Origin of the sequence: Nocardioides bruguierae (assembly GCF_023554635.1) — a bacterium.
In the GTDB taxonomy this organism is placed as follows: domain Bacteria; phylum Actinomycetota; class Actinomycetes; order Propionibacteriales; family Nocardioidaceae; genus Nocardioides; species Nocardioides bruguierae.
Window position 1 is genome coordinate 46,234 of sequence record NZ_JAMJPH010000019.1, and the last position, 22,278, is coordinate 68,511.

30 protein-coding genes are annotated in these 22,278 nt (G+C 73.1%); 15 read left to right on the plus strand and 15 right to left on the minus strand.

Features of this window, described 5'->3' with window-relative positions; all coding sequences use genetic code 11:
• Positions 1 to 17: 17 nt before the first annotated feature.
• Entirely contained in the window at positions 18 to 395 is a 378-nt protein-coding gene (locus M8316_RS10140) for an iron chaperone (protein WP_250054265.1), read from the minus strand.
• 50 nt (positions 396 to 445) lie between these two features.
• Here M8316_RS10140 and M8316_RS21080 point away from each other — a divergent pair, with 50 nt between their 5' ends.
• Positions 446 to 1,147 (plus strand): HNH endonuclease family protein, encoded by a 702-nt coding sequence (locus M8316_RS21080; protein ID WP_250054266.1) that lies wholly within the window; start codon positions 446 to 448, stop codon positions 1,145 to 1,147.
• Between the two features lie 40 nt (positions 1,148 to 1,187).
• Complete coding sequence (locus M8316_RS10150; protein ID WP_250054267.1) at positions 1,188 to 1,526, plus strand: hypothetical protein; 339 nt, start codon at positions 1,188 to 1,190, stop codon at positions 1,524 to 1,526.
• On the opposite strand, the gene M8316_RS10155 is transcribed toward M8316_RS10150, so the two are convergent.
• The 4 genes from M8316_RS10155 to M8316_RS10170 are packed head-to-tail and all read right to left on the minus strand — an operon-like array spanning position 1,520 to position 5,405.
• The gene (locus M8316_RS10155) at positions 1,520 to 1,912 is read right to left on the minus strand and encodes a biotin/lipoyl-containing protein (protein WP_250054268.1); all 393 of its coding nucleotides are present in this window, start codon (positions 1,910 to 1,912) and stop codon (positions 1,520 to 1,522) included. The genes M8316_RS10150 and M8316_RS10155 overlap by 7 nt on opposite strands.
• Before the next feature lie 58 nt (positions 1,913 to 1,970).
• Complete coding sequence (locus M8316_RS10160; protein ID WP_250054269.1) at positions 1,971 to 2,270, minus strand: hypothetical protein; 300 nt, start codon at positions 2,268 to 2,270, stop codon at positions 1,971 to 1,973.
• Entirely contained in the window at positions 2,267 to 3,838 is a 1,572-nt protein-coding gene (locus M8316_RS10165; protein ID WP_250054270.1) for an acyl-CoA carboxylase subunit beta, read from the minus strand. The genes M8316_RS10160 and M8316_RS10165 overlap by 4 nt, the downstream gene beginning before the upstream one ends.
• A 19-nt stretch (positions 3,839 to 3,857) precedes the next feature.
• Positions 3,858 to 5,405, minus strand: a complete 1,548-nt coding sequence (locus M8316_RS10170; protein ID WP_250054271.1) for a methylmalonyl-CoA carboxytransferase subunit 5S — start codon at positions 5,403 to 5,405, stop codon at positions 3,858 to 3,860.
• A 245-nt stretch (positions 5,406 to 5,650) separates the two neighbouring features.
• Here M8316_RS10170 and M8316_RS10175 point away from each other — a divergent pair, with 245 nt between their 5' ends.
• Positions 5,651 to 6,037: a YciI family protein gene (locus M8316_RS10175; RefSeq protein WP_250054273.1), complete on the plus strand. Its 387-nt coding sequence runs from the start codon at positions 5,651 to 5,653 to the stop codon at positions 6,035 to 6,037.
• Positions 6,038 to 6,069: 32 nt separating this feature from the next.
• Complete coding sequence (locus M8316_RS10180) at positions 6,070 to 7,356, plus strand: RNA polymerase sigma factor (RefSeq protein WP_250054275.1); 1,287 nt, start codon at positions 6,070 to 6,072, stop codon at positions 7,354 to 7,356.
• Positions 7,357 to 7,359: 3 nt separating this feature from the next.
• On the opposite strand, the gene M8316_RS10185 is transcribed toward M8316_RS10180, so the two are convergent.
• Both M8316_RS10185 and M8316_RS10190 read right to left on the minus strand, forming a co-directional pair.
• Positions 7,360 to 7,551 (minus strand): ferredoxin, encoded by a 192-nt coding sequence (locus M8316_RS10185; protein ID WP_250054277.1) that lies wholly within the window; start codon positions 7,549 to 7,551, stop codon positions 7,360 to 7,362.
• Positions 7,548 to 8,879, minus strand: coding sequence for a cytochrome P450 (locus tag M8316_RS10190; RefSeq protein WP_250054279.1), 1,332 nt, complete (start codon positions 8,877 to 8,879; stop codon positions 7,548 to 7,550). The genes M8316_RS10185 and M8316_RS10190 overlap by 4 nt, the downstream gene beginning before the upstream one ends.
• Positions 8,880 to 8,988: 109 nt before the next feature.
• On the opposite strand from M8316_RS10190, the gene M8316_RS10195 reads away from it, so the two are divergent.
• Entirely contained in the window at positions 8,989 to 9,615 is a 627-nt protein-coding gene (locus M8316_RS10195; RefSeq protein WP_250054280.1) for a TetR/AcrR family transcriptional regulator, read from the plus strand.
• Positions 9,616 to 9,625: 10 nt separating this feature from the next.
• Positions 9,626 to 10,009 (plus strand): HNH endonuclease, encoded by a 384-nt coding sequence (locus tag M8316_RS10200; RefSeq protein WP_250054282.1) that lies wholly within the window; start codon positions 9,626 to 9,628, stop codon positions 10,007 to 10,009.
• A gap of 33 nt (positions 10,010 to 10,042) precedes the next feature.
• On the opposite strand, the gene M8316_RS10205 is transcribed toward M8316_RS10200, so the two are convergent.
• The 3 genes from M8316_RS10205 to M8316_RS10215 form a co-directional block, all read right to left on the minus strand.
• Positions 10,043 to 10,483 (minus strand): SRPBCC family protein, encoded by a 441-nt coding sequence (locus M8316_RS10205; protein ID WP_250054284.1) that lies wholly within the window; start codon positions 10,481 to 10,483, stop codon positions 10,043 to 10,045.
• Positions 10,484 to 10,505: 22 nt separating this feature from the next.
• Positions 10,506 to 11,255: a DinB family protein gene (locus M8316_RS10210; protein ID WP_250054287.1), complete on the minus strand. Its 750-nt coding sequence runs from the start codon at positions 11,253 to 11,255 to the stop codon at positions 10,506 to 10,508.
• 116 nt (positions 11,256 to 11,371) lie between these two features.
• A complete protein-coding gene (locus tag M8316_RS10215) occupies positions 11,372 to 12,118 on the minus strand; it encodes an SRPBCC domain-containing protein (RefSeq protein WP_250054289.1) in 747 nt (248 codons plus the stop codon).
• A gap of 46 nt (positions 12,119 to 12,164) precedes the next feature.
• Between M8316_RS10215 and M8316_RS10220 the strand changes: the two genes are divergently transcribed.
• The gene (locus tag M8316_RS10220) at positions 12,165 to 12,545 is read left to right on the plus strand and encodes a hypothetical protein (RefSeq protein ID WP_250054292.1); all 381 of its coding nucleotides are present in this window, start codon (positions 12,165 to 12,167) and stop codon (positions 12,543 to 12,545) included.
• 3 nt (positions 12,546 to 12,548) lie between these two features.
• Here the strand turns inward: M8316_RS10220 and M8316_RS10225 are convergent, their stop codons facing one another.
• Together M8316_RS10225 and ychF are read right to left on the minus strand one after the other, a co-directional pair.
• Complete coding sequence (locus tag M8316_RS10225) at positions 12,549 to 12,857, minus strand: putative quinol monooxygenase (protein WP_250054293.1); 309 nt, start codon at positions 12,855 to 12,857, stop codon at positions 12,549 to 12,551.
• Positions 12,858 to 12,935: 78 nt separating this feature from the next.
• Entirely contained in the window at positions 12,936 to 14,009 is a 1,074-nt protein-coding gene (ychF, locus tag M8316_RS10230) for a redox-regulated ATPase YchF (RefSeq protein WP_250054295.1), read from the minus strand.
• A gap of 133 nt (positions 14,010 to 14,142) precedes the next feature.
• Between ychF and M8316_RS10235 the strand changes: the two genes are divergently transcribed.
• Genes M8316_RS10235 through M8316_RS10250 form a run of 4 tightly spaced genes read left to right on the plus strand, consistent with a single transcriptional unit; the run spans position 14,143 to position 16,998 of the window.
• On the plus strand, positions 14,143 to 14,943 hold the full coding sequence (locus M8316_RS10235; protein ID WP_250054298.1) for an exodeoxyribonuclease III: 801 nt from the start codon (positions 14,143 to 14,145) through the stop codon (positions 14,941 to 14,943).
• A gap of 4 nt (positions 14,944 to 14,947) precedes the next feature.
• Positions 14,948 to 15,376 (plus strand): GNAT family N-acetyltransferase, encoded by a 429-nt coding sequence (locus M8316_RS10240; RefSeq protein WP_250054301.1) that lies wholly within the window; start codon positions 14,948 to 14,950, stop codon positions 15,374 to 15,376.
• Between the two features lie 36 nt (positions 15,377 to 15,412).
• Positions 15,413 to 16,573, plus strand: coding sequence for a DNA recombination protein RmuC (locus M8316_RS10245; RefSeq protein ID WP_250054303.1), 1,161 nt, complete (start codon positions 15,413 to 15,415; stop codon positions 16,571 to 16,573).
• Positions 16,570 to 16,998 carry a DUF6542 domain-containing protein gene (locus M8316_RS10250; RefSeq protein ID WP_250054305.1) on the plus strand — a complete coding sequence of 143 codons (429 nt, stop codon included), beginning with the start codon at positions 16,570 to 16,572 and terminating at the stop codon, positions 16,996 to 16,998. Before M8316_RS10245 ends, M8316_RS10250 begins: the two co-directional genes overlap by 4 nt.
• Positions 16,999 to 17,040: 42 nt before the next feature.
• On the opposite strand, the gene M8316_RS10255 is transcribed toward M8316_RS10250, so the two are convergent.
• A complete protein-coding gene (locus M8316_RS10255) occupies positions 17,041 to 17,664 on the minus strand; it encodes an L-threonylcarbamoyladenylate synthase (RefSeq protein ID WP_250054307.1) in 624 nt (207 codons plus the stop codon).
• A 9-nt stretch (positions 17,665 to 17,673) separates the two neighbouring features.
• Positions 17,674 to 18,690: a 4-hydroxy-3-methylbut-2-enyl diphosphate reductase gene (locus M8316_RS10260; RefSeq protein ID WP_250054309.1), complete on the minus strand. Its 1,017-nt coding sequence runs from the start codon at positions 18,688 to 18,690 to the stop codon at positions 17,674 to 17,676.
• 47 nt (positions 18,691 to 18,737) lie between these two features.
• Between M8316_RS10260 and xseA the strand changes: the two genes are divergently transcribed.
• Together xseA and M8316_RS10270 are read left to right on the plus strand one after the other, a co-directional pair.
• Positions 18,738 to 19,985, plus strand: coding sequence for an exodeoxyribonuclease VII large subunit (xseA, locus tag M8316_RS10265; protein WP_250054311.1), 1,248 nt, complete (start codon positions 18,738 to 18,740; stop codon positions 19,983 to 19,985).
• The gene (locus M8316_RS10270; protein WP_250054313.1) at positions 19,978 to 20,214 is read left to right on the plus strand and encodes an exodeoxyribonuclease VII small subunit; all 237 of its coding nucleotides are present in this window, start codon (positions 19,978 to 19,980) and stop codon (positions 20,212 to 20,214) included. Before xseA ends, M8316_RS10270 begins: the two co-directional genes overlap by 8 nt.
• Before the next feature lie 107 nt (positions 20,215 to 20,321).
• On the opposite strand, the gene M8316_RS10275 is transcribed toward M8316_RS10270, so the two are convergent.
• Positions 20,322 to 20,939 (minus strand): DUF4245 family protein, encoded by a 618-nt coding sequence (locus M8316_RS10275; protein WP_250054315.1) that lies wholly within the window; start codon positions 20,937 to 20,939, stop codon positions 20,322 to 20,324.
• Between the two features lie 110 nt (positions 20,940 to 21,049).
• Here M8316_RS10275 and M8316_RS10280 point away from each other — a divergent pair, with 110 nt between their 5' ends.
• Positions 21,050 to 21,445: a TOBE domain-containing protein gene (locus M8316_RS10280; RefSeq protein WP_250054317.1), complete on the plus strand. Its 396-nt coding sequence runs from the start codon at positions 21,050 to 21,052 to the stop codon at positions 21,443 to 21,445.
• Positions 21,442 to 22,275 (plus strand): molybdate ABC transporter substrate-binding protein, encoded by an 834-nt coding sequence (gene modA, locus M8316_RS10285; protein WP_250054319.1) that lies wholly within the window; start codon positions 21,442 to 21,444, stop codon positions 22,273 to 22,275. Before M8316_RS10280 ends, modA begins: the two co-directional genes overlap by 4 nt.
• Positions 22,276 to 22,278 lie beyond the last annotated feature (3 nt).

A 22,278-nucleotide genomic window follows, 5' to 3' on the forward strand; every position in this document is an offset into this window, starting at 1 on the left:
CACCGCCCGGGGCCGGCTCAGCCGTTCCAGGTCGAGCCGGTCTCGGCGAACTCCGCGAGCCGGTAGCCGATGAGCCGGGCGCACAGGTCCTCGGGCAGCGGCTGGTCGTAGGGCAGCTTGACGAAGCCCTCGCCGGCCTCGTGCCCCGCCGCGGTCACCTCGTCGACGTGCGCGGCGAACTGGTGGGTCGGGAAGCGCAGCGAGCAGTGCTTCTTGTAGCCCTGCAGCACCCAGAGGCGCACGCCGCCCTTGAGGTAGGCCGGCTGGTTCCAGTGCACCGTCTCCTCGACGTCCGGGTCGGCGGCCAGGCTGAGGGCTCGCAGGCGCTCGAGGTGGGGACGCTGGACGTCGTCCAGGTGGTGCATGAAGTCGTCGACGTCGACACGCTTGGGCATGGGCACGAGCCGCAGCGTACGCCGTCGGAGGGGTGCTCTACGGTCGGCGCGTGCGTCCCCTTCGTCTCCTGCTCGGCCTGCTGGTCCTCGTGCTCGCGACGGGCGGGTGCGACGCTGTCCTGGAGGCCGGGCGGCCCACGTCGACCGACAGCACGCAGGCGGACGCGGCCACCCCGGGTGCCCGCAAGGCGCTGCGGCTGCTGGCGGCCCTGCCGTCCGGGGCGCGGGTGAGCCCGTCGTCGCTGGGCTACGACCGCGACGCGTTCGGCAGCGCCTGGGCCGACGTCGACGGCAACGGCTGCAACCAGCGCGACGACGTGCTCCTGCGCGACGCGGTGCCGGGCTCGACGACGGTGGCGGTGCAGGGCTCCTGCGACCACGACGTGCTCGCCGGCACCTGGGTCGACCCCTACACCGGCCGTCGGCTCACGTTCGACGACCTCAAGGACCCGGGGCAGGCGCAGGCGATCCAGATCGACCACGTCGTGCCGCTGGCCGAGGCGTGGACCTCCGGTGCGGTGGACTGGTCGGACGAGCGGCGCCGGCGCTACGCGAACGACCTGGGCGTGCTGCTGGCCTCGGACGGGCCCACCAACGCCGCCAAGAGCGACGACGACCCGGCTGCGTGGCGTCCTCGGCAGGCCTACCAGTGCCGGTACGCGCGGCAGTGGGTGGCGGTGAAGTCCGCGTGGGACCTGAGCGTGGACGACTCGGAGCGCCGTGCGCTGGACGAGATGCTGGCCGCGTGCTGAGGTTCGGGCTCCTCTCAGGTGGTGGGTGTGGGATGGCGGGGTGCTGAGCCTTCGGTGGACCGCCCGCGTCCTGCTCCTGCTGTCCGTGGCGGCAGCCGTGGCGGCGTGCTGGCTGGTGCTCGACAACCCGAGCATCGACGGCACCAGCCGTGGGGACGACTACACCTGCCTCGCGCCCTACGACACGGTGCTGCTGCACGGCGACAACACCCCCGGCGGGGAGCCACCGCAGGACGCGGTGGCGATCCACGACCGGTGCGAGGCCGCCGGTGCCCGCCGGTTCGAGCTGGCCGTCGCGGCCGCGGCGGGGTCCGTCGTCCTGCTCCTGGGCGGTGTCGTGGTGCGCGAGCGGGAGCGGCACTCCGTGGCGCGCTACTGAGCCTCGGCCATCTCCACGAGCACCTGACCGCCGCTGACCGTGTCGCCGGGAGCGACGAGGACGGCGCTGACCGTGCCCGCGGCCGGCGCGGTGATCTCGGTCTCCATCTTCATCGCCTCCAGGACCACGAGCACGTCGTTGGCGGCGATCTCCTGCCCAGGCTCGACCAGCACCCGGGCGACCGCCCCCGCGAGCGGTGCCTTCACCCCGTCCCCCGTGCCCCCGGACGAGGCGGGGCCGGTCGACCCACCGGGAGCTGCGCCCGCGGCTGCCGGCGCGAACGACCCGCCGGTCATGAACACCGCGCCCACGGTGGGCGTCGGCTCCTCCTCGACCTCGACCTCCACGTCGTAGGCGACCCCGTCCACGGTGACCTTCAGCCGCATGACCGGCTCCTTCCTGCCTGGTCGACCGTGTCGCTCCGGGCGTCCTGGGCGCGCATCCTCAGCGCACCCCGTGCATGATCCGGTGGCCGTGCACCATGGCCCGGCCCTGCTGCGCCCAGGCCGCGCCCGAGCGGTAGTGCACCTGCTTGACCTTCGCGCGGTGCCCCAGGAACTCCGCGACGGCCGCGGAGATGGCGAGCACCACCTCCGGCGGCACCTCCGGGACGGGGAGCAGCGCCCGGGTCTGCGCGAGCTCGGCCTCGAGCCGGTCGACGCGCTGCGTGAGCGCGCGGACCTGCTCCAGAACCTGCTCCAGGACCTGCTCGAGCTGCACCTCGGGGCGCGGGTCGCCGGTCATGTCGGGCCCAGCCCGTGCTTCTTGGCCGGCCGCACGTCACGCTTGGCGGCCAGCACCTCCAGCGCCCGGGAGACCTGCGCGCGGGTCTCGGCGGGGTCGATGATGTCGTCCACCAGGCCGCGCGAGGCGGCGACGTAGGGGGTGGAGAAGGTCGAGCGGTACTCCTCGATCAGCTCCTGGCGGCGGGCCGCGGGGTCCTCGGCACCGGCGATCTCGCGGCGGAACACGATCTCGGCGGCGCCCTCGGCCCCCATGACGGCGATCTCGGCGCTGGGCCAGGCGAAGACCTTGTCGGCCCCCAGGTCCTTCGAGCACATCGCGACGTAGGCGCCGCCGTAGGCCTTGCGCAGCACCACCGTCACCTTGGGGACGGTGGCCGCCGAGTAGGCGTAGAGCAGCTTGGCCCCGTGCCGGATGATCCCGTGGTGCTCCTGGGCGACGCCGGGCAGGAAGCCCGGCACGTCGACCAGCGTGAGGAGCGGGATGTTGAAGGCGTTGCAGAAGCGGACGAAGGACGAGGCCTTGTCGCTGGCGTCGATGTCGAGCACGCCGGACATGACGGTGGGCTGGTTGGCGACCACGCCCACCGTGCGGCCGGTGATGCGGCCGAACCCGACCACGATGTTCTGGGCGTACCCGGCCTGCACCTCGAGGAAGTCGCCACGGTCGACGAGGCGGGCGACCACCTCGCGCACGTCGTAGCCCTTCTTCGCGCTGGTCGGCACGACCTCGAGGAGCGAGGGATCGGGCTCGATGACGTCGTCGGGGTCGACGATCGGCGGGTCCTCGGTGTTGTTCTGCGGCAGGAAGCTGAGCAGCTTCTTGGCGATGAGCACGGCCTGCTCGTCGTCGTCCGCGACGAAGTGGGTGACGCCGGAGCGGGTCATGTGCGCGTCGGCGCCGCCGAGGGCGTCCGCGGTGACCTGCTCGCCGGTGACCTGCGCGATCACGTTCGGCCCGGTGATGAACATGTGTGCCTGACGGGTCTGGATGACGAAGTCGGTCAGGGCCGGGGAGTAGGCGGCGCCCCCCGCGCACGGGCCGGCGATGATCGCGACCTGCGGCACGACCCCGGAGAGCAGCACGTTGCTGTAGAACACCCGGCCGTAGCCGGCCAGCGAGCCGATCCCCTCCTGCACGCGCGCCCCGCCCGAGTCGTTGATGAACACGAACGGCGTGCCGGTCGAGAGGCTGGCCCGCATCATCGCCACGACCTTGTCGGAGTGCACCTCGCCGGCGCTGCCGCCGGCGACGGTGAAGTCCTGGCTGGCCACGTGCACCGGGCGGCCGAGCACGGCCCCGGCGCCGGTGACCACGCCGTCCGCGGGCATCTCCACCTTGTCGAGACCGAAGTAGGTGGAGGTGTGCCGGGCGAACATCCCGGTCTCGGCGAACGTGCCCGGGTCGAGCAGCGCGTCGACGCGCTCGCGGGCGGTGAGCTTGCCCTGCTCGTGCTGCTTGGCCAGCCGCTTCTCGCCGCCGCCGAGCGCGACCCGGGCGCGCTGCTCGCGCAGCTCGGCGGTGCGGTCGGCCAGGGAGGCGTCCGGGGGCAGGGGTCGGGTGGACATCGAGGTTCCCTCCTCGGGCTCAGACCCGCTGGACGGCGACCTGGTGGGCCTTGCCGTCGAGGGTCACGGAGTAGTGCACGGGCGCGGTCGAGGGGCCGTCGCCGGCCTCCCGCGCCAGCCGCTCGGCGGCCAGCTCACCGGGGTCGCGACCCACGTTGCGCGGCCCCTCGTGGCGCTGGGCGAGGAACCCGGGGGCCACGCCGGGGAACATCGCGTGCGTCAGGACGTCCTCGTCGCTGCCGTCCGCGCCGTCGAGGTCGGCGGTGGCGGCCACCAGGCCGTCCCACTCCGGCGCCAGCAGGTCGGCCGGGCGGACGTCGATCGGCTCCTTCTTCGTCTGGGCCCGCGCCATCGCGACGATCTTCGGGTTCCGCTCCCCCAGCGTCTGCCCGTAGTAGCCGAGCATCAGGTCGGCGAACTCGGCCGTCAGCACCTTGTACGGCCCCATCAGCACGTTGAACACCGCCTGCGTGCCGACGATCTGGCTCGAGGGGGTCACCAGCGGGGGGAACCCGGCGGCCTCGCGGACCCGCGGCACCTCCGCCAGCACCTCGCGCAGCCGGTCGCCCGCACCCTGCTGGCGCAGCTGCGACTCCATGTTCGAGATCATCCCGCCGGGGATCTGGCTGCTGAAGATCTCCGTCTCGACGCCGGTGATGGCCGACATGAACTCGGTGTAGCGCGGGCGCACCCGCGCGAAGTGGTCCTTGACCCGCCGCAGCCGCTCGTCGTCGAGGTGGGTGGTGAACCCGGTGCCGGCCAGCATCTCCACCAGGGACTCGGTGGGGTTGTGGCCCGGCCCCATCGAGACGGAGGAGATGGCGGTGTCGACCACGTCGGCGCCGGCCTCGATCGCCTTCATCAGGCTCACCAGCGTCACGCCGGTCGTGGCGTGGCAGTGCACGTGGACCCGGACGTCCTCACCGACGCCCTCCTTGATGGCCCGGACGAGGTCGAACGCCGGCTGCGGGCGCAGCAGGGCAGCCATGTCCTTGATGCACAGCGAGTCGCAGCCGAGCTCCATCAGCTCGTGCGCCTGGGCGACGTAGCCCTCGATCGCGTGCAGCGGGCTCTCGGTGTAGCAGAGCGTGCCCTGGGCGTGCTTGCCCACGCGGCGCACCGCCGCGATCGCCTCGCGCACGTTGCGGGTGTCGTTGAGGGCGTCGAAGACCCGGTAGACGTCCATGCCGTTCTCGGCCGACTTCTCCACGAAGCGGTTCACCACGTCGTCGGAGTAGTGCCGGTAGCCGAGCAGGTTCTGCCCACGCAGCAGCATCTGCAGCCGGCTGTTCGGCATCAGCTCGCGGAAGGTCCGCAGCCGCACCCACGGGTCCTCGTTGAGGAACCGGATGCAGGCGTCGTAGGTGGCCCCGCCCCAGCACTCCACCGACCAGTAGCCGGCGGCGTCGATGTCCTCGCAGGCACCGACCATGTCCTCCAGCGCCATCCGGGTCGCCATGAGGCTCTGGTGCGCGTCGCGCAGCGCCAGCTCGGTGACCCCGACCTCCCTGCGCACCGGGGCCGGCGAGGTGTCCTGCGGGGCGGGGATGACGGCTGCGTCGGCCATGTTTTGATCGTTCTACCGGCCCGCACCCACGGACAACCCCTGGCGGGCATGGTCGGGACCATGGTCCCCGAAGGTCCTGACCTCCGCAGCCGGGGTTGACCGCGCGCAGACTCCTGACCTGGGACTTCCTGTGACCCGGGCGACAGGCCCCGGTCCTGGTTGCGCTGCCGTGTCGAATCCGCTGAGGTGGCTCCGACGTACGGTCGCAGGGCCGAGAGGCGGCCCGTCCCCCGAGGGAGCACGCAATGAAGTTCGTCGTCCTGATCCACTCCAACCCCCAGCCCTGGGGCCACCCGACCAGTGACCTCACCGCCGAGTACCAGGCCCTCCCGGCGGAGAAGAAGGCCGCCCTGGGCGCGCACTGGGACAAGGTCTTCGGCGAGGCCGACGCGGCCGGCGAGATCGTCTACGGGTGCGCGCTCGGCGACCCGTCGACCTCGGTCGTGCTCGGCTACGACGAGGGGCCGGTCGCCTCCGACGGTCCGTACGCGGAGAGCAAGGAGCACCTCGCCGGGTTCTTCGTCATCGACGTCGAGACACAGGCGCGGGCCCGGGAGATCGCCGAGGCGTTCGCCTGCCCCGGCGACACCATCGAGCTGCGGCCGACCATGCGGCCCGGCTGCGAGGCCTGACCCGCCGGCGGGTCTCGTCCTCGGTGAGCCACGTGGGCGGCGACGTGGGCGGCGACGTGGGCGGCGACGTGGGCGGCCACGCCGCGCGGGCGCCGGTCGCGGACGTGGTCGGGGACGTGTGGCGTCGCGAGGCGCCGCACGTCCTCGCCGCGCTCGGGCGACGCTCGGGCGACCTCGCCGACTGCGAGGACGCCGCGCAGGAGGCGCTCGCGGACGCGGCGGTGCAGTGGCCACGCGACGGGGTGCCGGCCAACCCGCGTGGCTGGCTCGTCCGGGTGGCCTCCCGCCGCCTCGTCGACGCCCAGCGCTCCGACGCCGCGCGTCCGGCGCGGGAACGGCGTGCCGAGACGGACCGGACCTCCGCGCGGCCGGCCGACGGGGCGACCTGGAGCGACCGCGCCGGAGACCAGGACGACTCGTTGCAGGTGCTGCTGCTGTGCAGCCACCCCGTGCTCAGCCGGACGTCGGCGGTGGCGCTGACCCTGCGGGCGGTCGCCGGGCTGAGCACCGAGCAGATCGCGGCCGGGCTGCTGGTGCCACGCAGCACCGCCGCGCAGCGGATCAGCCGGGCGAAGGCGTCGCTGCGCACGGCCGGGGTGCGCTTCGGGCCGATCCCACCCGAGGAGCTGGCGGCGCGGCTGCACGCGGTGCGGCACGTGGTGCACCTGGTGCTGACGACCGGTGCGAGCCTGCCGGCCGGGCCGACGGTCCTCGACGCCGACCTGACCGGTGAGGCGCTGCGGCTGGCCGAGCGGCTGCACCGGGCGCTGCCCCGTGACCCGGAGACCACCGGCCTGCTCGCCCTGGCGCTGCTGACGGTGGCGCGGGCGCCGGGCCGGGTCGCGGCGGGCCGGCTGGTGCGGCTCGCCGAGCAGGACCGCAGCACCTGGGACCGGGGCGCCGTCGACCGCGCGGTCTCGCTCCTCGAGGAGGCGTTGCCGCACGGGCCGGTGGGCACCTTCCAGCTCCAGGCCGCCATCGCCGCCGTGCACGCGACCGCCCCGGCGTTCGAGGACACCGACTGGCCGCAGGTCCTGGCGCTGTACCGGATGCTGGTCGAGGTCGACCCCCACCCGGCCTCGCGGCTGGGCGCGGCCGTCGCGCTGGCCGAGGTCGAGGGCGCCGAGGCCGGGCTGGCCGCCGTCGAGCCCCTGGTCGCCGCTCGTCCGCGCGACCACCGCCCCCTGGCCGTGCGCGCCCACCTGCGCTCGCGCCTGGGGCACCCCGGCGCCGCCGAAGACTTCCGCCGGGCCGCCGCGCTCACCGACTCCGTGCCCGAGCAGCGGTACCTGCACGCGCAGGCCGACGCCCTGGGCTGACCCCTACTCCTCCAGCCGCAGGGCTCCGGTCGGGCAGGCCTCGCAGGCGGCGCGGACGGCGGCCTGCCGCTCGCTCGCCGGCGTGCTGTCGAGCACGGTGAGCGCGCCGTCGTCGCTCACCTCGAAGACGTCGGGGGCGAGGTCCTCGCACATGCCGATCGAGGCGCACCGTGCCTGGTCGTGGACGACCCTCACGACCCGCTCCCCACCCGTGCCGCGGCCCGGGCCGACTCGGGCGTGAACCGCACCGTCATCGCGTTGACGGCGTGGAAGAAGTTGCCGGAGCCCAGCTCCGGCTCGCCGACGACCTCCAGGTCGGGCAGACGGGTGAGCAGCTCCCGGAAGGTGGCGGCCAGCTGCATGCGGGCCAGCTGGTTGCCCAGGCAGTGGTGGATGCCGCCGCCCCCGAAGGAGAGGTGCGGGTTGGGGGAGCGGGAGACGTCGAACCGCTCGGGGTGCTCGAAGGCCGTCTCGTCGAAGTTCGCCGAGGCGTAGAACATGACCACCTTGTCGCCGGCGGTGATCTGCCGGCCGTCCAGCTCGCAGTCACGGGCCGCCGTGCGTCGGAAGGTCATGATCGGCGTGGCCCACCGGACGATCTCCTCGACAGCACCGGGCAGGCGCTCGTCCAGGTCCTCGAGCAGCCAGGCCCGCTGCTCGGGGTGGCGGGCGAGCGCGAGCACGCCGTGGCTCGTGGACTGCCGCGTCGTGTCGTTGCCCGCGATCATCATCAGGCCGAAGAAGGAGACGATCTCGTCGTCACTCAGGTGCTCGCCGTCGATCTCGGCCTGCACCAGGGCGGTCAGGAGGTCGTCCTCGGGGTGCGCCCGCCGCTGGGCGACGAGCTCGAAGCAGAGCTCGCGCATCGTGCCGGCGGCCTCGAGGAGCCGGCCCAGGGGCTCGGCGCCCTGCATCAACGACTCGTCGCGCCAGCCGCCGGCGAACTGGGACTCGTGCGCCACGGTGCGTCGGTGCTCCGCCGGCACCCCGACCATGTCGCAGATGTTGTGCATGGGCACCAGCGCGGAGACGTGGCGCACCAGGTCGACCTCGCCCAGCGCGGCGACGTCGTCCACGATGCGACGCGAGTTGGCCTGGATGCGGTCGGCGATGCGGCGCATCTGACGTGGGGTGAAGGCACTGGTGAGCAGGCGCCTCACACGCGTGTGCCGCGGTGGGTCGAGGGCGATGAACCCTTGCCCGGCGTCGAGCAGCTCGCGGGGCATCGACTCGAAGACGATGCCCTCCCCGGAGACGAAGTCCTCGTGGCGACGCGTCACCTCGGTGACGTGGCGGTGCGTCACGACCGCCCAGAAGCCCTGGTCGTTCGGGTCCTCGAACAGCCCGTTCTCGACCGGCCGGTGCCAGGAGACGGGGCGCTCGGCACGCAGCTGCGCGAACGTCCGCTCCCGCTCGGCGGCCGTGCTCGACCAGAACGCGAGCGAGGAGAGGTCGAGGGGGTCGTAAGGGCGCTCGGCACGGGTGCGGGCGCTGGTCTCGCTCTGCTGGACGTCGTCGGCCATCAGGTCCTCCTGGGGGGGGTGAGTGGCACGACTCTTTGACATTTCCTCGTTTCTGTCAACAGTGGGCGACGTTCGTCCACATCTGTCGCGCGAGCGGTACGGTGGCCCCGTGACGACCGCCGAGGACCTGCGCGCCGACTCCCGCGCCGAGCTGCGCTCCCGCGTGCGGGACCTCGCGCTCGACTCGACCCGTCGCGTGGTGCTCGACGTCGGCTGGGCCTCGGTGCGCATGGGCTCGGTCGCGCGGGAGGTCGGCGTCAGCCGGCAGACGCTGCACAACGAGTTCGGCACCAAGGAGGACCTCGGGCTCGCCCTCGTCGGCCGCGAGGCCCAGGCCTACTTCGCGGACGTGGCGACCCGGCTCGACCAGCACCCGGGCGACCTGCCCGGCGCCGTCCGCGACGCTGCGCAGCACACCCTGGAGACGACCGCCGACAACCCGTTCCTCCAGGCCGTCCTCACCGGCACCGCGAGCGGTGACACGTCGCTGCTGCCGCTGCTGACCAGCCGCAGCGAGCCGTTGCTGCACGACGCGGTCGCCCTGTTCGGCGCGTGGGTACGTGCCCAGTGGCCCGACCTGGACGACGACCGTGCCCGGATCGGCGTCGAGGCCGTCGTCCGCCTGCTGCTCTCGCACGTCATCACGCCCACCGCTCCCCCGGCCGACGTCGCACGCGACCTCGCCGAGGTCGCCACGCGGGTGATGTTCGGCGACGGAACGCGGACCCGCGCCTAGGCTCCCGCCCATGCCGTCCCGCACGAAGAGCGCCCGCTACTCACGGCGCCGGGCGCGGCGCAAGGCGCTGGTGGTCAACGACCTCACCCCGGCCCAGTGGGCGGCGTTGCGCGAGGCCTGGGACGGGTGCGCCTACTGCGACGCCGGCGACGACGGCGCGCTCCAGAAGGACTGCATGCTGCCGATCTCGCGCGGCGGGCGCTACACGCTGGAGAACGTGGTGCCCGCCTGCCGCTCGTGCAACGCGAGCAAGGGCAACCTCGAGCTCACCGTCTGGATGCGGCGCAAGAAGAAGGACGAGCGGGAGTTCTGGACCCGCCAGGTGACCATCGCCCGAGCCCTGGCGCCGGCGGAGGTCGTCGCAGCGGACGACGAGCCCGTCGCTCCCGACTGACCGCCAGGCCTCCTCACCAGGTGAGAGCGTGGCTCACCGATGGAGCGGTCCCAGCTCCCGCACGAGGTGCGCGTTGCGCTCCTCGAGCAGCCGGATGAGGTAGCGAGCCAGGACGAGGGCGTCGACCGCCCTGCCGAGGGGACCCAGCGGCGCGGCGTAGTCGACGCGGTCGGTCATCCGGGTGCCGCCGGGGACGGCCTCGAAGGCGTGCTCGTGCCACCAGCGACCGAACGGCCCGCGCACCTGCCGGTCGACGAACCGGTGAGGCGGGTCGTGCTCGCTGATCTCGGACGTCATGGTGAACGTCCAGCCGAAGTGACGTGCCCGCCAGGTGACTGTCTCACCCGGCCCCATGACCCCGCTGGTCACGCCGGCGACGGCCCGCTCCTCGGAGGCGGCCATCGACGCGGTGTGCAGGTCGACGGAAAGACTGAGGTCGAAGCAGGCCCGCGGCTCGGCCGCGAGGTCAGTCACCAGGTGGAGGCGTGGCACCTGCTCAGGACCCGGCCGGCGGGGTGAGCGTCGCGAGGTCACGCGTGACGTAGCGCAGGTGCGCCCACTCCTCCTCGAGGATCACACGCACGCAGTCGCCGACGGTGGGGTGCCAGTCGCCGGTGCCGTCGTCGTCCCAGGGGTTGTCCCGCTCCTCGGCGAGCAGCGCCGGCGTTGCTGTGGTGAGGAACTCTGTCACTTGCTGCTGCCGCTCGGCCCGCACGGCGAGGACCTCCTCGTGGTCGACCGGCTCCCGGAAGACCGACACGTCGAACCCCATCTCGGCGGCGCCGGTGAAGATCTGCCCGACGGGGTGCCAGGGCTGCGGCACGCGCAGCACCCCGCGCCCCAGCCACGCGTCGGTCGCGAGGACGAGGTGGCGCAGCGTCTGCGCGAGCGACCACTCCCCGTCGACCTGGACGTCCCACTGCTCGCGCGGGGTGGCGGAGACCAGCGTGGCCCAGGCCTCCTGGACCGCGACCCACGCCTCGCGCAGGCCCTCGGGGGTCTGCGCCTTCTGCAGCTCACGCCCGGGGAACCTCCGGTTCAGCTCCGCGTCGACCAGCGGGACGACGTCCACGCCGTTGACGACCAGCGAGCCGAAGAACAGGTCGTGGCTGTCGATGTCGAGGCCACCCACGTCGCTCTCGCGGATCTTCACCCCCGTCAGGTCGGAGAACCGCACCGTGGCACCGCGGAGGCTGGCCCGCTCGAAGGTCGCGCCTTCGAGCTCCTTGCCCGAGTAGGTCGTCATGGCGCCCATCATGCGGCGCTGCACCGACAGAGCGACAGAGCGACAGAGCGACAGTCTCACCGGTTCCGGGTGCGATCACTGGCATGATCTGCCAGGGATCGCGCCCACGAAGCGCATCAGTCGTCGAGCCCGGTGACCTCGTAGCGCCGCTCGATGCCGGCCGTCGCGGCGCCCCACGCGCTGGTCACGATGCGGGCCTGGTGCGCGCGGAAGGCGTCGGCGTCCACGAACCGCTCGGCGACGCTCCAGGTGCGCGGCTCGGCACCGGGGTGCACGTCGAAGTCCAGGCACCCGGGCTCGGCGCGCGTCAGGGCGACGTGCTCGTCGAGGTGGTCGGCGACCGCCCCGGCCTCGGACTCGTCCCGGCAGACCAGGACTCCGCGCAGCACCACGTGGGTCTCGCCGAGGTGGCGCGCCAGGTTGTCCAGGGAGGACGCCAGGGCGGCGGTGTGGACCTCGGCGTCGATGCCCGCCGGCACGTCCTCGGCGCGCACCCGCACCAGGGTGCCGTCGCCCCGGGGAGCGACCTCCCAGGTCATCGTCATCGTGCCCGCGAACGCGGGGTCGTCGCTGACGAAGTCGACGGCCTGCACGACGCGGGCGCCGGGCTCCACCTCGACGTAGCGGGCCTCCACCACGTCCGAGCCGGCCGTCGTCTTGCCCTGCTGCGCGCCCTGGCCCCCGTCGTCGTAGGCCAGGACGAGGCGGTACGAGCCGCCGGTGCGGGGGTCGAAGTGCTCGAACCGGCCGGTCATCCCCGCAGGCGGCAGCCAGGCCTCGAGGGCCTCGCGGCCGACGAGCGCGGCGAACACCTCCGGCGGGGCGGTGGCGAGCCGGAGAGCGGCCTGGTCGGTCCTCGTCATCGCGCCACCGTAGCCGGGGTGGGCGACCTCTGCTTGCATGAGTGTCATGACGAACCGGACAGAGACCGAGCGTCACAGCAGTCTCCCCGCCGGGGGGCCCGGCACGCCCGACGAGGACGACGAGGTCGTGGTGGGGCCCCTGCGGCTCCGCGCGCTCCGGCACGCCGGGCCTTTCTGGGAGGGCGAGGGCCACCTCAGCGACGACGTCGACGTGCTCGGGGCCTGGCTCGGGGCCTCGCGTGGACTGATCGAGGACGCCCTCGCGTGGGCCCGGGCCTACCAGGACCTCGCCGACGACCCCGGCCCGGCCTGGCGTCGACGACACTGGGACCAGCAGCAGGTGCTGCTGCGTCGTCTGGCCGACGAGGTCTCCCCCGGCATCGAGGTCGAGCCGGCGCTCGACGAGCCGCCGGCGACCCCGTGGTGAGGCTCAGTCCGTCAGGCCGGTGATCCGGAAGTCCTCGGACAGCAGGGCCGACACCGTCGCCCACTCGCTCGCAGCACCGCGCGCCTGGTGGGCGCGGAAGGCCGCGGTGTCGACGAACCGCTCCGAGAGCTCCCAGGTGAGCGGCGCGGCGGCGGGCGTCACCTCGAAGTGGAGGCAGCCGGGCTCGGCGAGGCTCAGCTCCACGTGCAGGGGCATGTGGGTCTCGACCAGGGTCGCCACCTGCGCGTCGGGGGCCGTCAGGGTGCCACGGAGGACGACATTCTCGGCGTCTGCGGGACGGGTGTCGGTCATGGGCTCAGTATCTGCCCGTGCGGCACGCGCACCGAGCGGCGCGGTCGGCACGTGGGACGCGGCCCCGTCCTGGACGGCTCAGACGTTGAAGCGGAACTCCACGACGTCCCCGTCGTGCATCACGTAGTCCTTGCCCTCCATGCGGACGCGGCCGGCCTCGCGAGCCTTCACCATCGTGCCGTGGGCTACCAGGTCGTCGAACGAGACGATCTCGGCCTTGATGAAGCCCTTCTGGAAGTCGGTGTGGATGACACCGGCGGCCTCGGGGGCCGTGTCGCCCTTCCTGATCGTCCAGGCCCGCGTCTCCTTGGGGCCGGCGGTCAGGTAGGTCTGCAGGCCCAGGGTGTCGAAGCCGACGCGGGCGAGGACCTCGAGGCCGGGCTCGGCGATGCCGGCGTCCGCGAGGAACTCGGCGGCCTCCTCCTCGTCCAGCTCGGCGAGCTCGGCCTCGAACTTGGCGTCGAGGAAGATCGCCTCGGCCGGCGCGACGATGTCGCGCATCTTCTGCTTGAGCGGCTCGTCGGCGAGCTCGTCGGAGTCGCAGTTGAAGACGTAGATGAAGGGCTTGGCAGTGAGCAGCGAGAGCTCGCGCAGCAGGGAGCGGTCGATCGAGGTGGCGATGATCGGGGTGCCCGCCTCGAGCGCCTCCTTCGCCTCCTTGGCGGCCTCGAGGTTCGCGACGAGGTCCTTGACCTTGCGCGACTCCTTCTCGAGACGGACTACGGCGCGCTCGACGGTCTCCAGGTCGGCGAGGATGAGCTCGGTCTGGATCGTGGAGATGTCGTTGCCGGGGTTCACCTCGCCGTCGACGTGGGTGACGTCCTCGTCCTCGAACACGCGGGTGACCTGGCAGATCGCCGCGGACTCACGGATGTGGGAGAGGAACTTGTTGCCCAGGCCCTCGCCCTGCGAGGCCCCGCGGACGATGCCCGCGATGTCCACGAACTCCACCGTCGCCGGGAGGATCTTCTCGCTGGAGAAGATCTCCGCCAGCTTCGGCAGCCGGGAGTCCGGCACGCCCACGACGCCGACGTTCGGCTCGATCGTCGCGAACGGGTAGTTCGCCGCGAGCACGTCGTTCTTGGTCAGGGCGTTGAAGAGGGTGGACTTGCCCGCGTTGGGCAGGCCGACGATGCCGATGGTGAGAGCCACGGGCGACGAGTCTAGGGGCGCGCCGCGCCAGCACCCAACGCGCACGACAGGTGCACGTCGGGCGCAGGGTGGGCGCACGAGCACAGCACGGGCGGACGCCGGCCGCCGACCGTGCCCGGACTAGGGTGCGCCCGTGCGGATCGCGACCTGGAACGTCAACTCCCTGCGCACCCGGATCGACCGTGTCGAGGCCTTCCTCGAGCGTCACGACGTCGACGTGCTGGCCGTGCAGGAGACCAAGGCCAAGCCCGAGCAGCTGCCCGTGATGGGGCTGGAGGCCAAGGGCTACGAGGTGGCCGCGTCCGGCTACAACCAGTGGAACGGCGTGGCGATCATCAGCCGCGTCGGCCTGGACGACGTCACCGAGCACTTCGCCGACCAGCCGGCCTTCGGCAAGGGCGGCGCCGACCCCGTCGTCGAGGCCCGCGCGCTGGGCGCGGTCTGCGGCGGCGTCCGCGTCTGGTCGCTGTACGTGCCCAACGGTCGCAAGCCCGACGACGAGCACTACCACTACAAGCTCGACTGGCTGGCCCGGCTGAAGGCCGCGTCCGACGTGTGGCGCGACGAGCCGACCGCCCTGGTCGGCGACTGGAACATCGCCCCGCTGGACACCGACGTCTTCGACATCACGGCGTTCGCCAAGGACACCCACGTCACCCCGCCCGAGCGGGCGGCGTTCGGGGCCTTCACCGGTGACGGCTGGACCGACGTCGTCCGCACTCACCTGCCCGACCCCGAGGTCTACACCTACTGGGACTACTACCGGCAGCGCTTCGAGCGCAACCGCGGCATGCGGATCGACTTCGTGCTCGGCTCGGACGCCTTCGCCTCGCGCGTGACGGGAGCGTTCGTGGACCGCGAGGAGCGCGACCCCACCGTCTTCGCCGGCGCCCCCTCCGACCACGCACCCGTGGTCGTCGACCTCGCCGACTGACGCGATGGTCGCCCTGCGCGCCGCGACCCACGCGGACGTCCCTGCGCTGCTGGCGCTGTGGGAGGTGGCGGCGGAGAACGACAGCCGCCCTGTCGACGACGCGGCCGCCGTCGAGCGTTTGCTGGAGCGCGACCCGGACGCCTGCCTGGTGGCCGAGGCGGAGGGCCGGTTGGTCGGCAGCATCGTCGCCGGCTGGGACGGTTGGCGCGCCCACCTCTACCGCCTGGCCGTGCACCCCGACGCCCGTCGTCAGGGCGTCGCGACCGCCCTGCTGGAGGCCGCGTCCAGGCGCTTGCAGGCCCTGGGTGCCACGCGTCTGGACGCGATGGTGCTGGAGGGCAACGACCTGGGCCAGTCGCTGTGGCGGGGTGCCGGGTTCGCGCCCCAGCCCGCGTGGCGGCGGTGGGTCCGCGCGGTGGGGCCGCGCGCCTGACCGTGGGCTGTCGGTGGTCTCCGCCATGGTGGTCGCATGGACGTCGGCACCCTGCTCATCCTCGCCACCACCCTGCTCGTCGGGGTGCTGCTCGGCGTGCTCGTCGGCTGGTCGCTCGCCCGCGCCCAGCGGGGCTCGTCCTCGGGTGACGACGTGGTCGCCTCCCTCACCGCACGGGTCGAGGAGACGGCCGTGGTCAAGGAGGGTCTGGAGCGCCTCGGCGACCAGCTGCGCGACCTCGAGCACAACCGCGCCACGTGGCAGGGCCAGCTGCACCAGCAGGTGCTCGACATGCGCCACACCACCGACCTGCTGCGCCGCGAGACGTCCTCGCTGGCCACCGCCCTGCGCAAGCCGCAGGTGCGCGGACGCTGGGGCGAGCTGCACCTGCGGCGCGCCGTCGAGCTGGCCGGCCTGGTGGACCGGGTGGACTTCTCCGAGCAGGTGCGCCTGGAGGACGGCGCCCTGCGGCCCGACCTCGTCGTGCACCTCGTCGGCGGGCGCAGCGTCGTGGTCGACGCCAAAGTGAGCCTCGAGGGCTTCCTCGACGCCACCGCGGCCGAGGAGGACGACGAGCGCGAGGCCCACCTGCGTCGGCACGGCCGCCAGGTCCGCACGCACGTCGACCAGCTCGCCTCCAAGGGCTACTGGGAGGCGCTCGACTCCGCGCCCGAGTTCGTGGTCCTGTTCCTGCCCGCCGAGTCGGTGCTCGCGGCGGCGCTCGAGGCCGACCCGTCGCTGCTCGAGCACGCCGCCGCCAAGCAGGTCGTGCTCGCCTCCCCCACCACCCTGATCGCCCTGCTGCGCACCGTCGCGCAGGGCTGGCGCCACGAGGCGCTGGCCGAGCAGACCCGCGAGGTGCACCGCCTGGGCCGCGAGCTGCACCGCCGTCTCGGCACCCTCGGCGGCCACCTCGACTCGGTCGGCCGGTCGCTCAACGCCGCCGTCGGGCACTACAACGCGGCGATCGGCTCGCTGGAGTCGCGCGTGCTCGTGTCCGCCCGTCGCTTCGAGGAGCAGGGCGTGACGGAGGAGCACCTGACCTCTCCGCGCCCCGTCGACCTGCAGGCCGTCGCACGGCGTGGCACCGATCACCCGGGCCAGGCCCGCCCTAGCGTGGGGCTGGAGGCGGTCCAGCTGGAGCGTCCCGAGGAGCACGGCGACCAGGACCAGAGGCGCGAGGCGGACTCACGATGACGGCACGCACGGTGTGGGAGGAGGGCCGCGAGCCCGGGTGGCAGGTCGCCGCCCTCGCGACGGCCGCCACCGGTTCCGCGCTGGCCCTCGACCTGTGGTGGGGCGCCGACGTGGGCTGGCTCTTCGACACCGTGTTCGTGCTGGCCTGCATCGCCATGGCCCTGCTGGTGCGACCCGGCGACTTCTTCGTGGTCGGCAGCGCCCCGCCCTGGCTGATGGTCGGGCTGATGGTCGTCACCGCCCTGATCGACCCGGCTTTCCTGGCCGAGGCCGACGACCGGGCCGTGCAGGCCGTCGTCGCCGGCATGAGCATGCACGCGTTCCCGCTCGTCCTCGGCTACGCGCTGGCGCTCGCGGTGCTCTACGTCCGGGACAGGGTGCGCAAGTCGCACACGCACCCGCGACCGCACCCGACGGCCTCCTGAGCCGCCGCACGCCCAGTGCCGTAGGGGCACCGGGAACGGCCGTCACTCGAAGCGGCTGACGTCCCCCGCGCCCTCGCGCAGCACCTCGGGGTACCCGTCGGTCCACTCCACGACCGTGGTCGGCACGGCGGGGGTCTCCCCCGCCTCGATGACGACGTCGACCGCGTGGTCGAGCTCCTCCTTGACGTCCCAGCCGATGGTCCGGGGCTCCTCCTCGCCCGGGAGGATCAGCGTCGAGGACAGCAACGGCTCCCCCAGCTCGGCCAGGATCGCCTGCGTGGCGACGTGGTCGGGGATGCGCACGCCGACGGTCTTCTTCTTCGGGTGCAGCAGCCGACGCGGCACCTCGGGCGTGCCCGGCAGGATGAACGTGTACGGGCCCGGCGTGCAGGCCTTGATCGCCCGGAACGCGGCGTTGTCGATGTGCACCAGCTGGCCGAGCTGGCTGAACTCCGAGCAGAGCAGCGTGAAGTGGTGGCGCTCGTCGAGGCCACGGATCTTGAGGATGCGGTCGCGGCCGTCCCGGTTGCCCAGCCGGCAGCCGAGCGCGTAGCCCGAGTCCGTCGGGTAGGCGATCAGCGCGTCGTCGTCCCGGAGGGCGTCGACGACCTGCCGGACGAGCCGGGGCTGCGGGTTCTCGGGGTGAAGGTCGACGAAGCGTGCCACCCGACGAGCCTAGTCCTGCGCGGCGGCAGCGGCCTTGGCGGCCTTGAGGTCGCGACGCAGCTCCTTGGGGAGCGCGAAGACGAGGGACTCCTCGGCGGAGTGCACGGCCTTGGCGTCGGGGTAGCCGCGCTCGGCGAGGTAGGAGAGCACGCCCTGGACGAGCTCCTCGGGCACCGAGGCGCCGGAGGTGACCGACACGGTGGAGACCCCCTCGAGCCAGGCCTCGTCGATCTCCGAGGCGTCGTCGACGCGGTAGGAGGCGCCGGCGCCGGCCTCGAGGGCGACCTCGACCAGCCTCACGGAGTTCGAGGAGTTGCCGGAGCCGACCACGATGAGGAGGTCGGAGTCCTTGGCGATCTCCTTGACCGCCAGCTGGCGGTTCTGGGTGGCGTAGCAGATGTCGTCCGACGGCGGGTCCAGCAGCAGCGGGAAGCGCTCGCGGATCGCGTCGACGGTCGCCATCGTCTCGTCCACCGACAGCGTGGTCTGGGAGAGCCAGGCGACGCGGGCGGGGTCGCGCACGACGACGTTCGCCACGTCGTCCGGGCCCTCCACGAGCTGGATGTGCTCGGGCGCCTCCCCGGCGGTGCCCTCGACCTCCTCGTGGCCCGCGTGGCCGATGAGCAGGATGTCGTAGTCGTCGTTGGCGAAGCGCTTGGCCTCGTGGTGCACCTTCGTGACCAGCGGGCAGGTCGCGTCGATGGTCTTGAGGTTGCGCTCCAGCGACTCGCGGTGCACCTCGGGGCTCACGCCGTGGGCGGAGAAGACGACCGTGGCGCCCTCGGGCACCTCCGGGATCTCCTCGACGAAGATCGCGCCGCGCTTCTCCAGCTCGGCCACGACGTGCTTGTTGTGCACGATCTGCTTGCGCACGTAGACGGGCGGGCCGTAGAGGTCGAGAGCCTCCTCGACGGTGACGACGGCGCGGTCGACGCCGGCGCAGTACCCGCGCGGCGCGGCCAGCAGCACGCGCTTCTCGGCCTCCTCGGGCGACAGGACCGGCGGCATCCCCATGTCGGTGCTCATGACCTCATCGTAGGGGGACGTCGGTGGCGTCCTCTAACCTCGCCGCCATGCCCCTGGAGACCTCGCCGAGCGCACCGGCGCCCGTGCGTCAGATCGCCAACCTGATGTCGGGCTACATCGACCGGCTCGGCGCGGTCTGGGTGGAGGGCCAGGTCGCCCAGCTGAGCAAGCGCCCGGGCATGAACCGTGTCTTCCTCACGCTGCGCGACTCGGTGGCCGACCTGTCGGTCACCGTCACCTGCAGCCGCGTCACGGTCGACTCGCTGCCCACGCCGCTGGTCGAGGGCGCGAGCATCGTCGTCTACGCCAAGCCCTCCTACTACGCGCCCCGCGGCACGCTCTCGCTGGAGGCCCGCGAGATCCGGATGGTGGGCCTGGGCGAGCTCCTGGCCCGGCTCGAGCAGCGCCGCCAGCTGCTCGCGGCCGAGGGCCTGTTCGACGCCGCCCGCAAGCGCCCCCTGCCGTTCCTGCCGCGCACGGTCGGGCTGGTCACCGCGCCCGGCAGCGCCGCCGAGCGCGACGTGCTCGAGAACGCCCGACGCCGCTGGCCGGCCGTCTCCTTCGAGGTCGCCCACGCCACCATGCAGGGCACCCGCTGCGCGGGCGAGGTCATCGAGGCGCTGCGCCGGCTGGAGAACGACCCGGAGGTCGACGTCATCGTGGTCGCCCGCGGCGGCGGCTCCGTGGAGGACCTGCTGCCGTTCTCCGACGAGGGCATGGTGCGCACGGTCCACGCCCTGCGCACCCCGGTCGTCAGCGCCATCGGCCACGAGCCCGACACCCCGCTGCTCGACTACGTCGCCGACGTGCGCGCCTCCACGCCCACCGACGCGGCCAAGCGGGTGGTGCCGGACGTGGCGGAGGAGCTGTCCGGCGTCGCGTGGTCCCGCGAGCGCCTGCGCACCCTGCTCGCCGCCCGCCTCGAGCGCGAGCAGCACACCCTCGACGCGCTGCGCTCCCGCCCCGCGATGGCCGACCCTCGCTCCCTGCTCGACGAGCGCGCGGGCGAGCTGCTCGCGCTGCGCGACCGCGCCAGACGCAGCCTGGGCCACCGCCTCGACCGCGCCGCCGACGAGATCGACCACCACCGCGCCCGGGCCCGGGCGCTCTCCCCCCTGGAGACCCTGCGGCGCGGCTACGCCGTCCTCCAGGACGACGGCGGGCACGTCGTGTCCTCCGTCGACGCCGTGGCCGCCGGCAGCCGGGTGTCGGTGCGGGTCGCCGACGGCCGGGTGCACGCCGACGTCACGGGCACCGAGAAGACCAGCACTACGCAGAAGGACGCAGATGGCTGAGAAGAAGAAGGCCCCGGCCGAGGACGGCCTCGGCGACCTGACCTACGAGCAGGCTCGCGAGGAGCTCGTCGAGACCGTGCGTCGGCTCGAGGCCGGCGGCACGACGCTGGAGGAGTCACTGGCCCTGTGGGAGCGGGGCGAGCGCCTCGCCACCGCGTGCCAGGGGTGGCTCGACGGTGCGCGGGAGCGGCTCGAGGCCGTCCTGGAGAAGGACGCAGAGCAGGGCTGACGTCGCTGGTCGGGTGCGGGCGTCTCGAGGCTCGTCGCTGACGCTCCTCACACCTCGACGACCGGTGGTCTCGAGACAGGACTTCGCCTTCCTCGACCTCGGGGGTGTCAGCCGCGGGTCGAGACGAGCAGGCCGAGCATCTCCTGGAGGTCCTCGGCGGGCGCGGAGCCGTAGACGATGACGGACTTCTCCTGACCGCCACGGCCGATGGTCGCGGTGTAGGCGGTGTCGCCACCCTCGTCGGTCCAGGTCTCCCACTCGCTCGGCACCCCCGCGGACGCGCCCTCGAGCGTGTAGACGCCCTCGTCACGCGCCGCGGCGTCGACGTAGGTGTCGACCAGCTCGTCGACGTCCTCGTCCTCCACGTGCACGCCCACGAAGAAGCCGGTCTCCTCGTCGCTGTCGTGGTCGGTGAGGATCGCCAGGTCGACGAACCCCTCGGCCGAGGGGATGCGCGGGTCGGTGTTGAGCACCCATCCCGCGGGCAGCGACGCCGGGTAGACCCAGGTGCCGTCGGAGAGCGCGAGCGCGTCGGCCACGTCGGGGTAGGCGATGTCGGTGCCCACGGGCGAGACCTCGTCGTCGCGGAACGCGCCGAACGCCTGCCACGCCACCACCACGACGACGACCATCACGATCATCGAGCCGATGAGGCCCCCGGTGGTGCGCTGGTAGCGACCCGGCTTCTCGGGGGCCGGCTCGGGGGCGGAAGCGTCCTGACTCACGCCTCCCATCGTCCCCGACGCACCCCGAGCAGCCACATCCGCGTCCTCCCCACCACCAGTCCTGCGGCCCCCACAGCGCGGAGAAACCGCAGATGCGGCATCATGGACGGGTGAGCACCTACGCAGTTGCGGAAGCAGCGACGGTCCTGGGCGTCAGTGACGACACCGTGCGCCGCTGGGTCGACGCGGGCCGCGTCGCCTCACGACGCGACCAGGGTCGTCTCGTCATCGACGGGCCCGACCTCGCGGCCCTGGCCACCAGCCTGGTCGAGAACCCCGACCCCGGGCTGACCCGCACCGCGCACGTCAGCGCCCGCAACCGGCTGCCCGGCATCGTCACCCGGGTGCTGCGCGACACCGTGATGGCCCAGGTCGACATGGTGTGCGGCCCCTACCGCCTCGTCTCGCTCATGTCCGCCGAGGCCGCCGACGACCTCGGCCTCGAGCCCGGCTCGCGCGTCGTCGCGAGCGTGAAGTCCACCAACGTCACCGTGGAGACCCCGTGAACCCCCGCACCCGCAGCACCCGCCCGAGCACCCGCACCCGGACGGCGGCGCTCCTCGCCGCCACCCTCCTGGGCGCCGGCGCCCTGACCGCCTGCTCCGGCGACGGGTCGAGCACGGCGTCGGACACGGGGTCGGACACGGGCGCCGACACCGAGCTCACCGTGCTGGCGGCCGCATCGCTCACCGAGACCTACACCGCACTGGCCGACGAGTTCGAGGCCGAGCACCCCGGCGTCGAGGTCACGCTGGCCTTCGACAGCTCCGCGACGCTGGCCGCCCAGGCCGTGCAGGGTGCGCCCGCCGACGTCCTCGCGACCGCCGACCTGCGGACGATGCAGGACGCGACCGACGCGCTCGCCGACGCCCCCCAGCTGTTCGCCTCCAACCAGCTGGTGGGCGTCACCCCCGCCGACGACCCGGCCGGCATCTCCGACTTCGCCGACGCCGTGGCCGAGAACGTCGACTACGTGGCCTGCGTGGCGACCGCCCCGTGCGGCGACCTGTGGGCGACCATCGCCGAGGAGCAAGGCGTGACGACCGACCCCGCGAGCCTCGAGGTCGACGTGAAGGCCGTGCTCCAGAAGGTCACCTCGGGCGAGGCGGACGCCGGGTTCGTCTACTCCACCGACGCGGTCGCGGCCGGCGACGACGTCACCTCCTTCACCGTGCCCGGGGCGGACGACCACCTCACCGACTACGCCGTGGCGCCGCTGAGCCAGGCCGAGGAGCCCGACCTGGCCGTGGAGTTCATCGACCTCGTCCTCTCCGACGCCGGGCAGCAGGTGCTGGCCGACGCGGGGTTCGGCGCGCCCCGCGACTCCCAGGGCTGAGCG

Bases quoted from the DNA above. Each gene is read 5' to 3' on its own strand.
- M8316_RS10140 (WP_250054265.1), bottom strand. From the start codon at position 395: ATGCCCAAGCGTGTCGACGTCGACGACTTCATGCACCACCTGGACGAC.
- M8316_RS10155 (WP_250054268.1), bottom strand. From the start codon at position 1,912: ATGCGGCTGAAGGTCACCGTGGACGGGGTCGCCTACGACGTGGAGGTC.
- M8316_RS10160 (WP_250054269.1), bottom strand. From the start codon at position 2,270: ATGACCGGCGACCCGCGCCCCGAGGTGCAGCTCGAGCAGGTCCTGGAG.
- M8316_RS10165 (WP_250054270.1), bottom strand. From the start codon at position 3,838: ATGTCCACCCGACCCCTGCCCCCGGACGCCTCCCTGGCCGACCGCACC.
- M8316_RS10170 (WP_250054271.1), bottom strand. From the start codon at position 5,405: ATGGCCGACGCAGCCGTCATCCCCGCCCCGCAGGACACCTCGCCGGCC.
- M8316_RS10175 (WP_250054273.1), top strand. From the start codon at position 5,651: ATGAAGTTCGTCGTCCTGATCCACTCCAACCCCCAGCCCTGGGGCCAC.
- M8316_RS10190 (WP_250054279.1), bottom strand. From the start codon at position 8,879: ATGGCCGACGACGTCCAGCAGAGCGAGACCAGCGCCCGCACCCGTGCC.
- M8316_RS10200 (WP_250054282.1), top strand. From the start codon at position 9,626: ATGCCGTCCCGCACGAAGAGCGCCCGCTACTCACGGCGCCGGGCGCGG.
- M8316_RS10210 (WP_250054287.1), bottom strand. From the start codon at position 11,255: ATGACGACCTACTCGGGCAAGGAGCTCGAAGGCGCGACCTTCGAGCGG.
- M8316_RS10215 (WP_250054289.1), bottom strand. From the start codon at position 12,118: ATGACGAGGACCGACCAGGCCGCTCTCCGGCTCGCCACCGCCCCGCCG.
- M8316_RS10220 (WP_250054292.1), top strand. From the start codon at position 12,165: ATGACGAACCGGACAGAGACCGAGCGTCACAGCAGTCTCCCCGCCGGG.
- M8316_RS10225 (WP_250054293.1), bottom strand. From the start codon at position 12,857: ATGACCGACACCCGTCCCGCAGACGCCGAGAATGTCGTCCTCCGTGGC.
- M8316_RS10240 (WP_250054301.1), top strand. From the start codon at position 14,948: ATGGTCGCCCTGCGCGCCGCGACCCACGCGGACGTCCCTGCGCTGCTG.
- M8316_RS10245 (WP_250054303.1), top strand. From the start codon at position 15,413: ATGGACGTCGGCACCCTGCTCATCCTCGCCACCACCCTGCTCGTCGGG.
- M8316_RS10250 (WP_250054305.1), top strand. From the start codon at position 16,570: ATGACGGCACGCACGGTGTGGGAGGAGGGCCGCGAGCCCGGGTGGCAG.
- M8316_RS10260 (WP_250054309.1), bottom strand. From the start codon at position 18,690: ATGAGCACCGACATGGGGATGCCGCCGGTCCTGTCGCCCGAGGAGGCC.
- xseA (WP_250054311.1), top strand. From the start codon at position 18,738: ATGCCCCTGGAGACCTCGCCGAGCGCACCGGCGCCCGTGCGTCAGATC.
- M8316_RS10270 (WP_250054313.1), top strand. From the start codon at position 19,978: ATGGCTGAGAAGAAGAAGGCCCCGGCCGAGGACGGCCTCGGCGACCTG.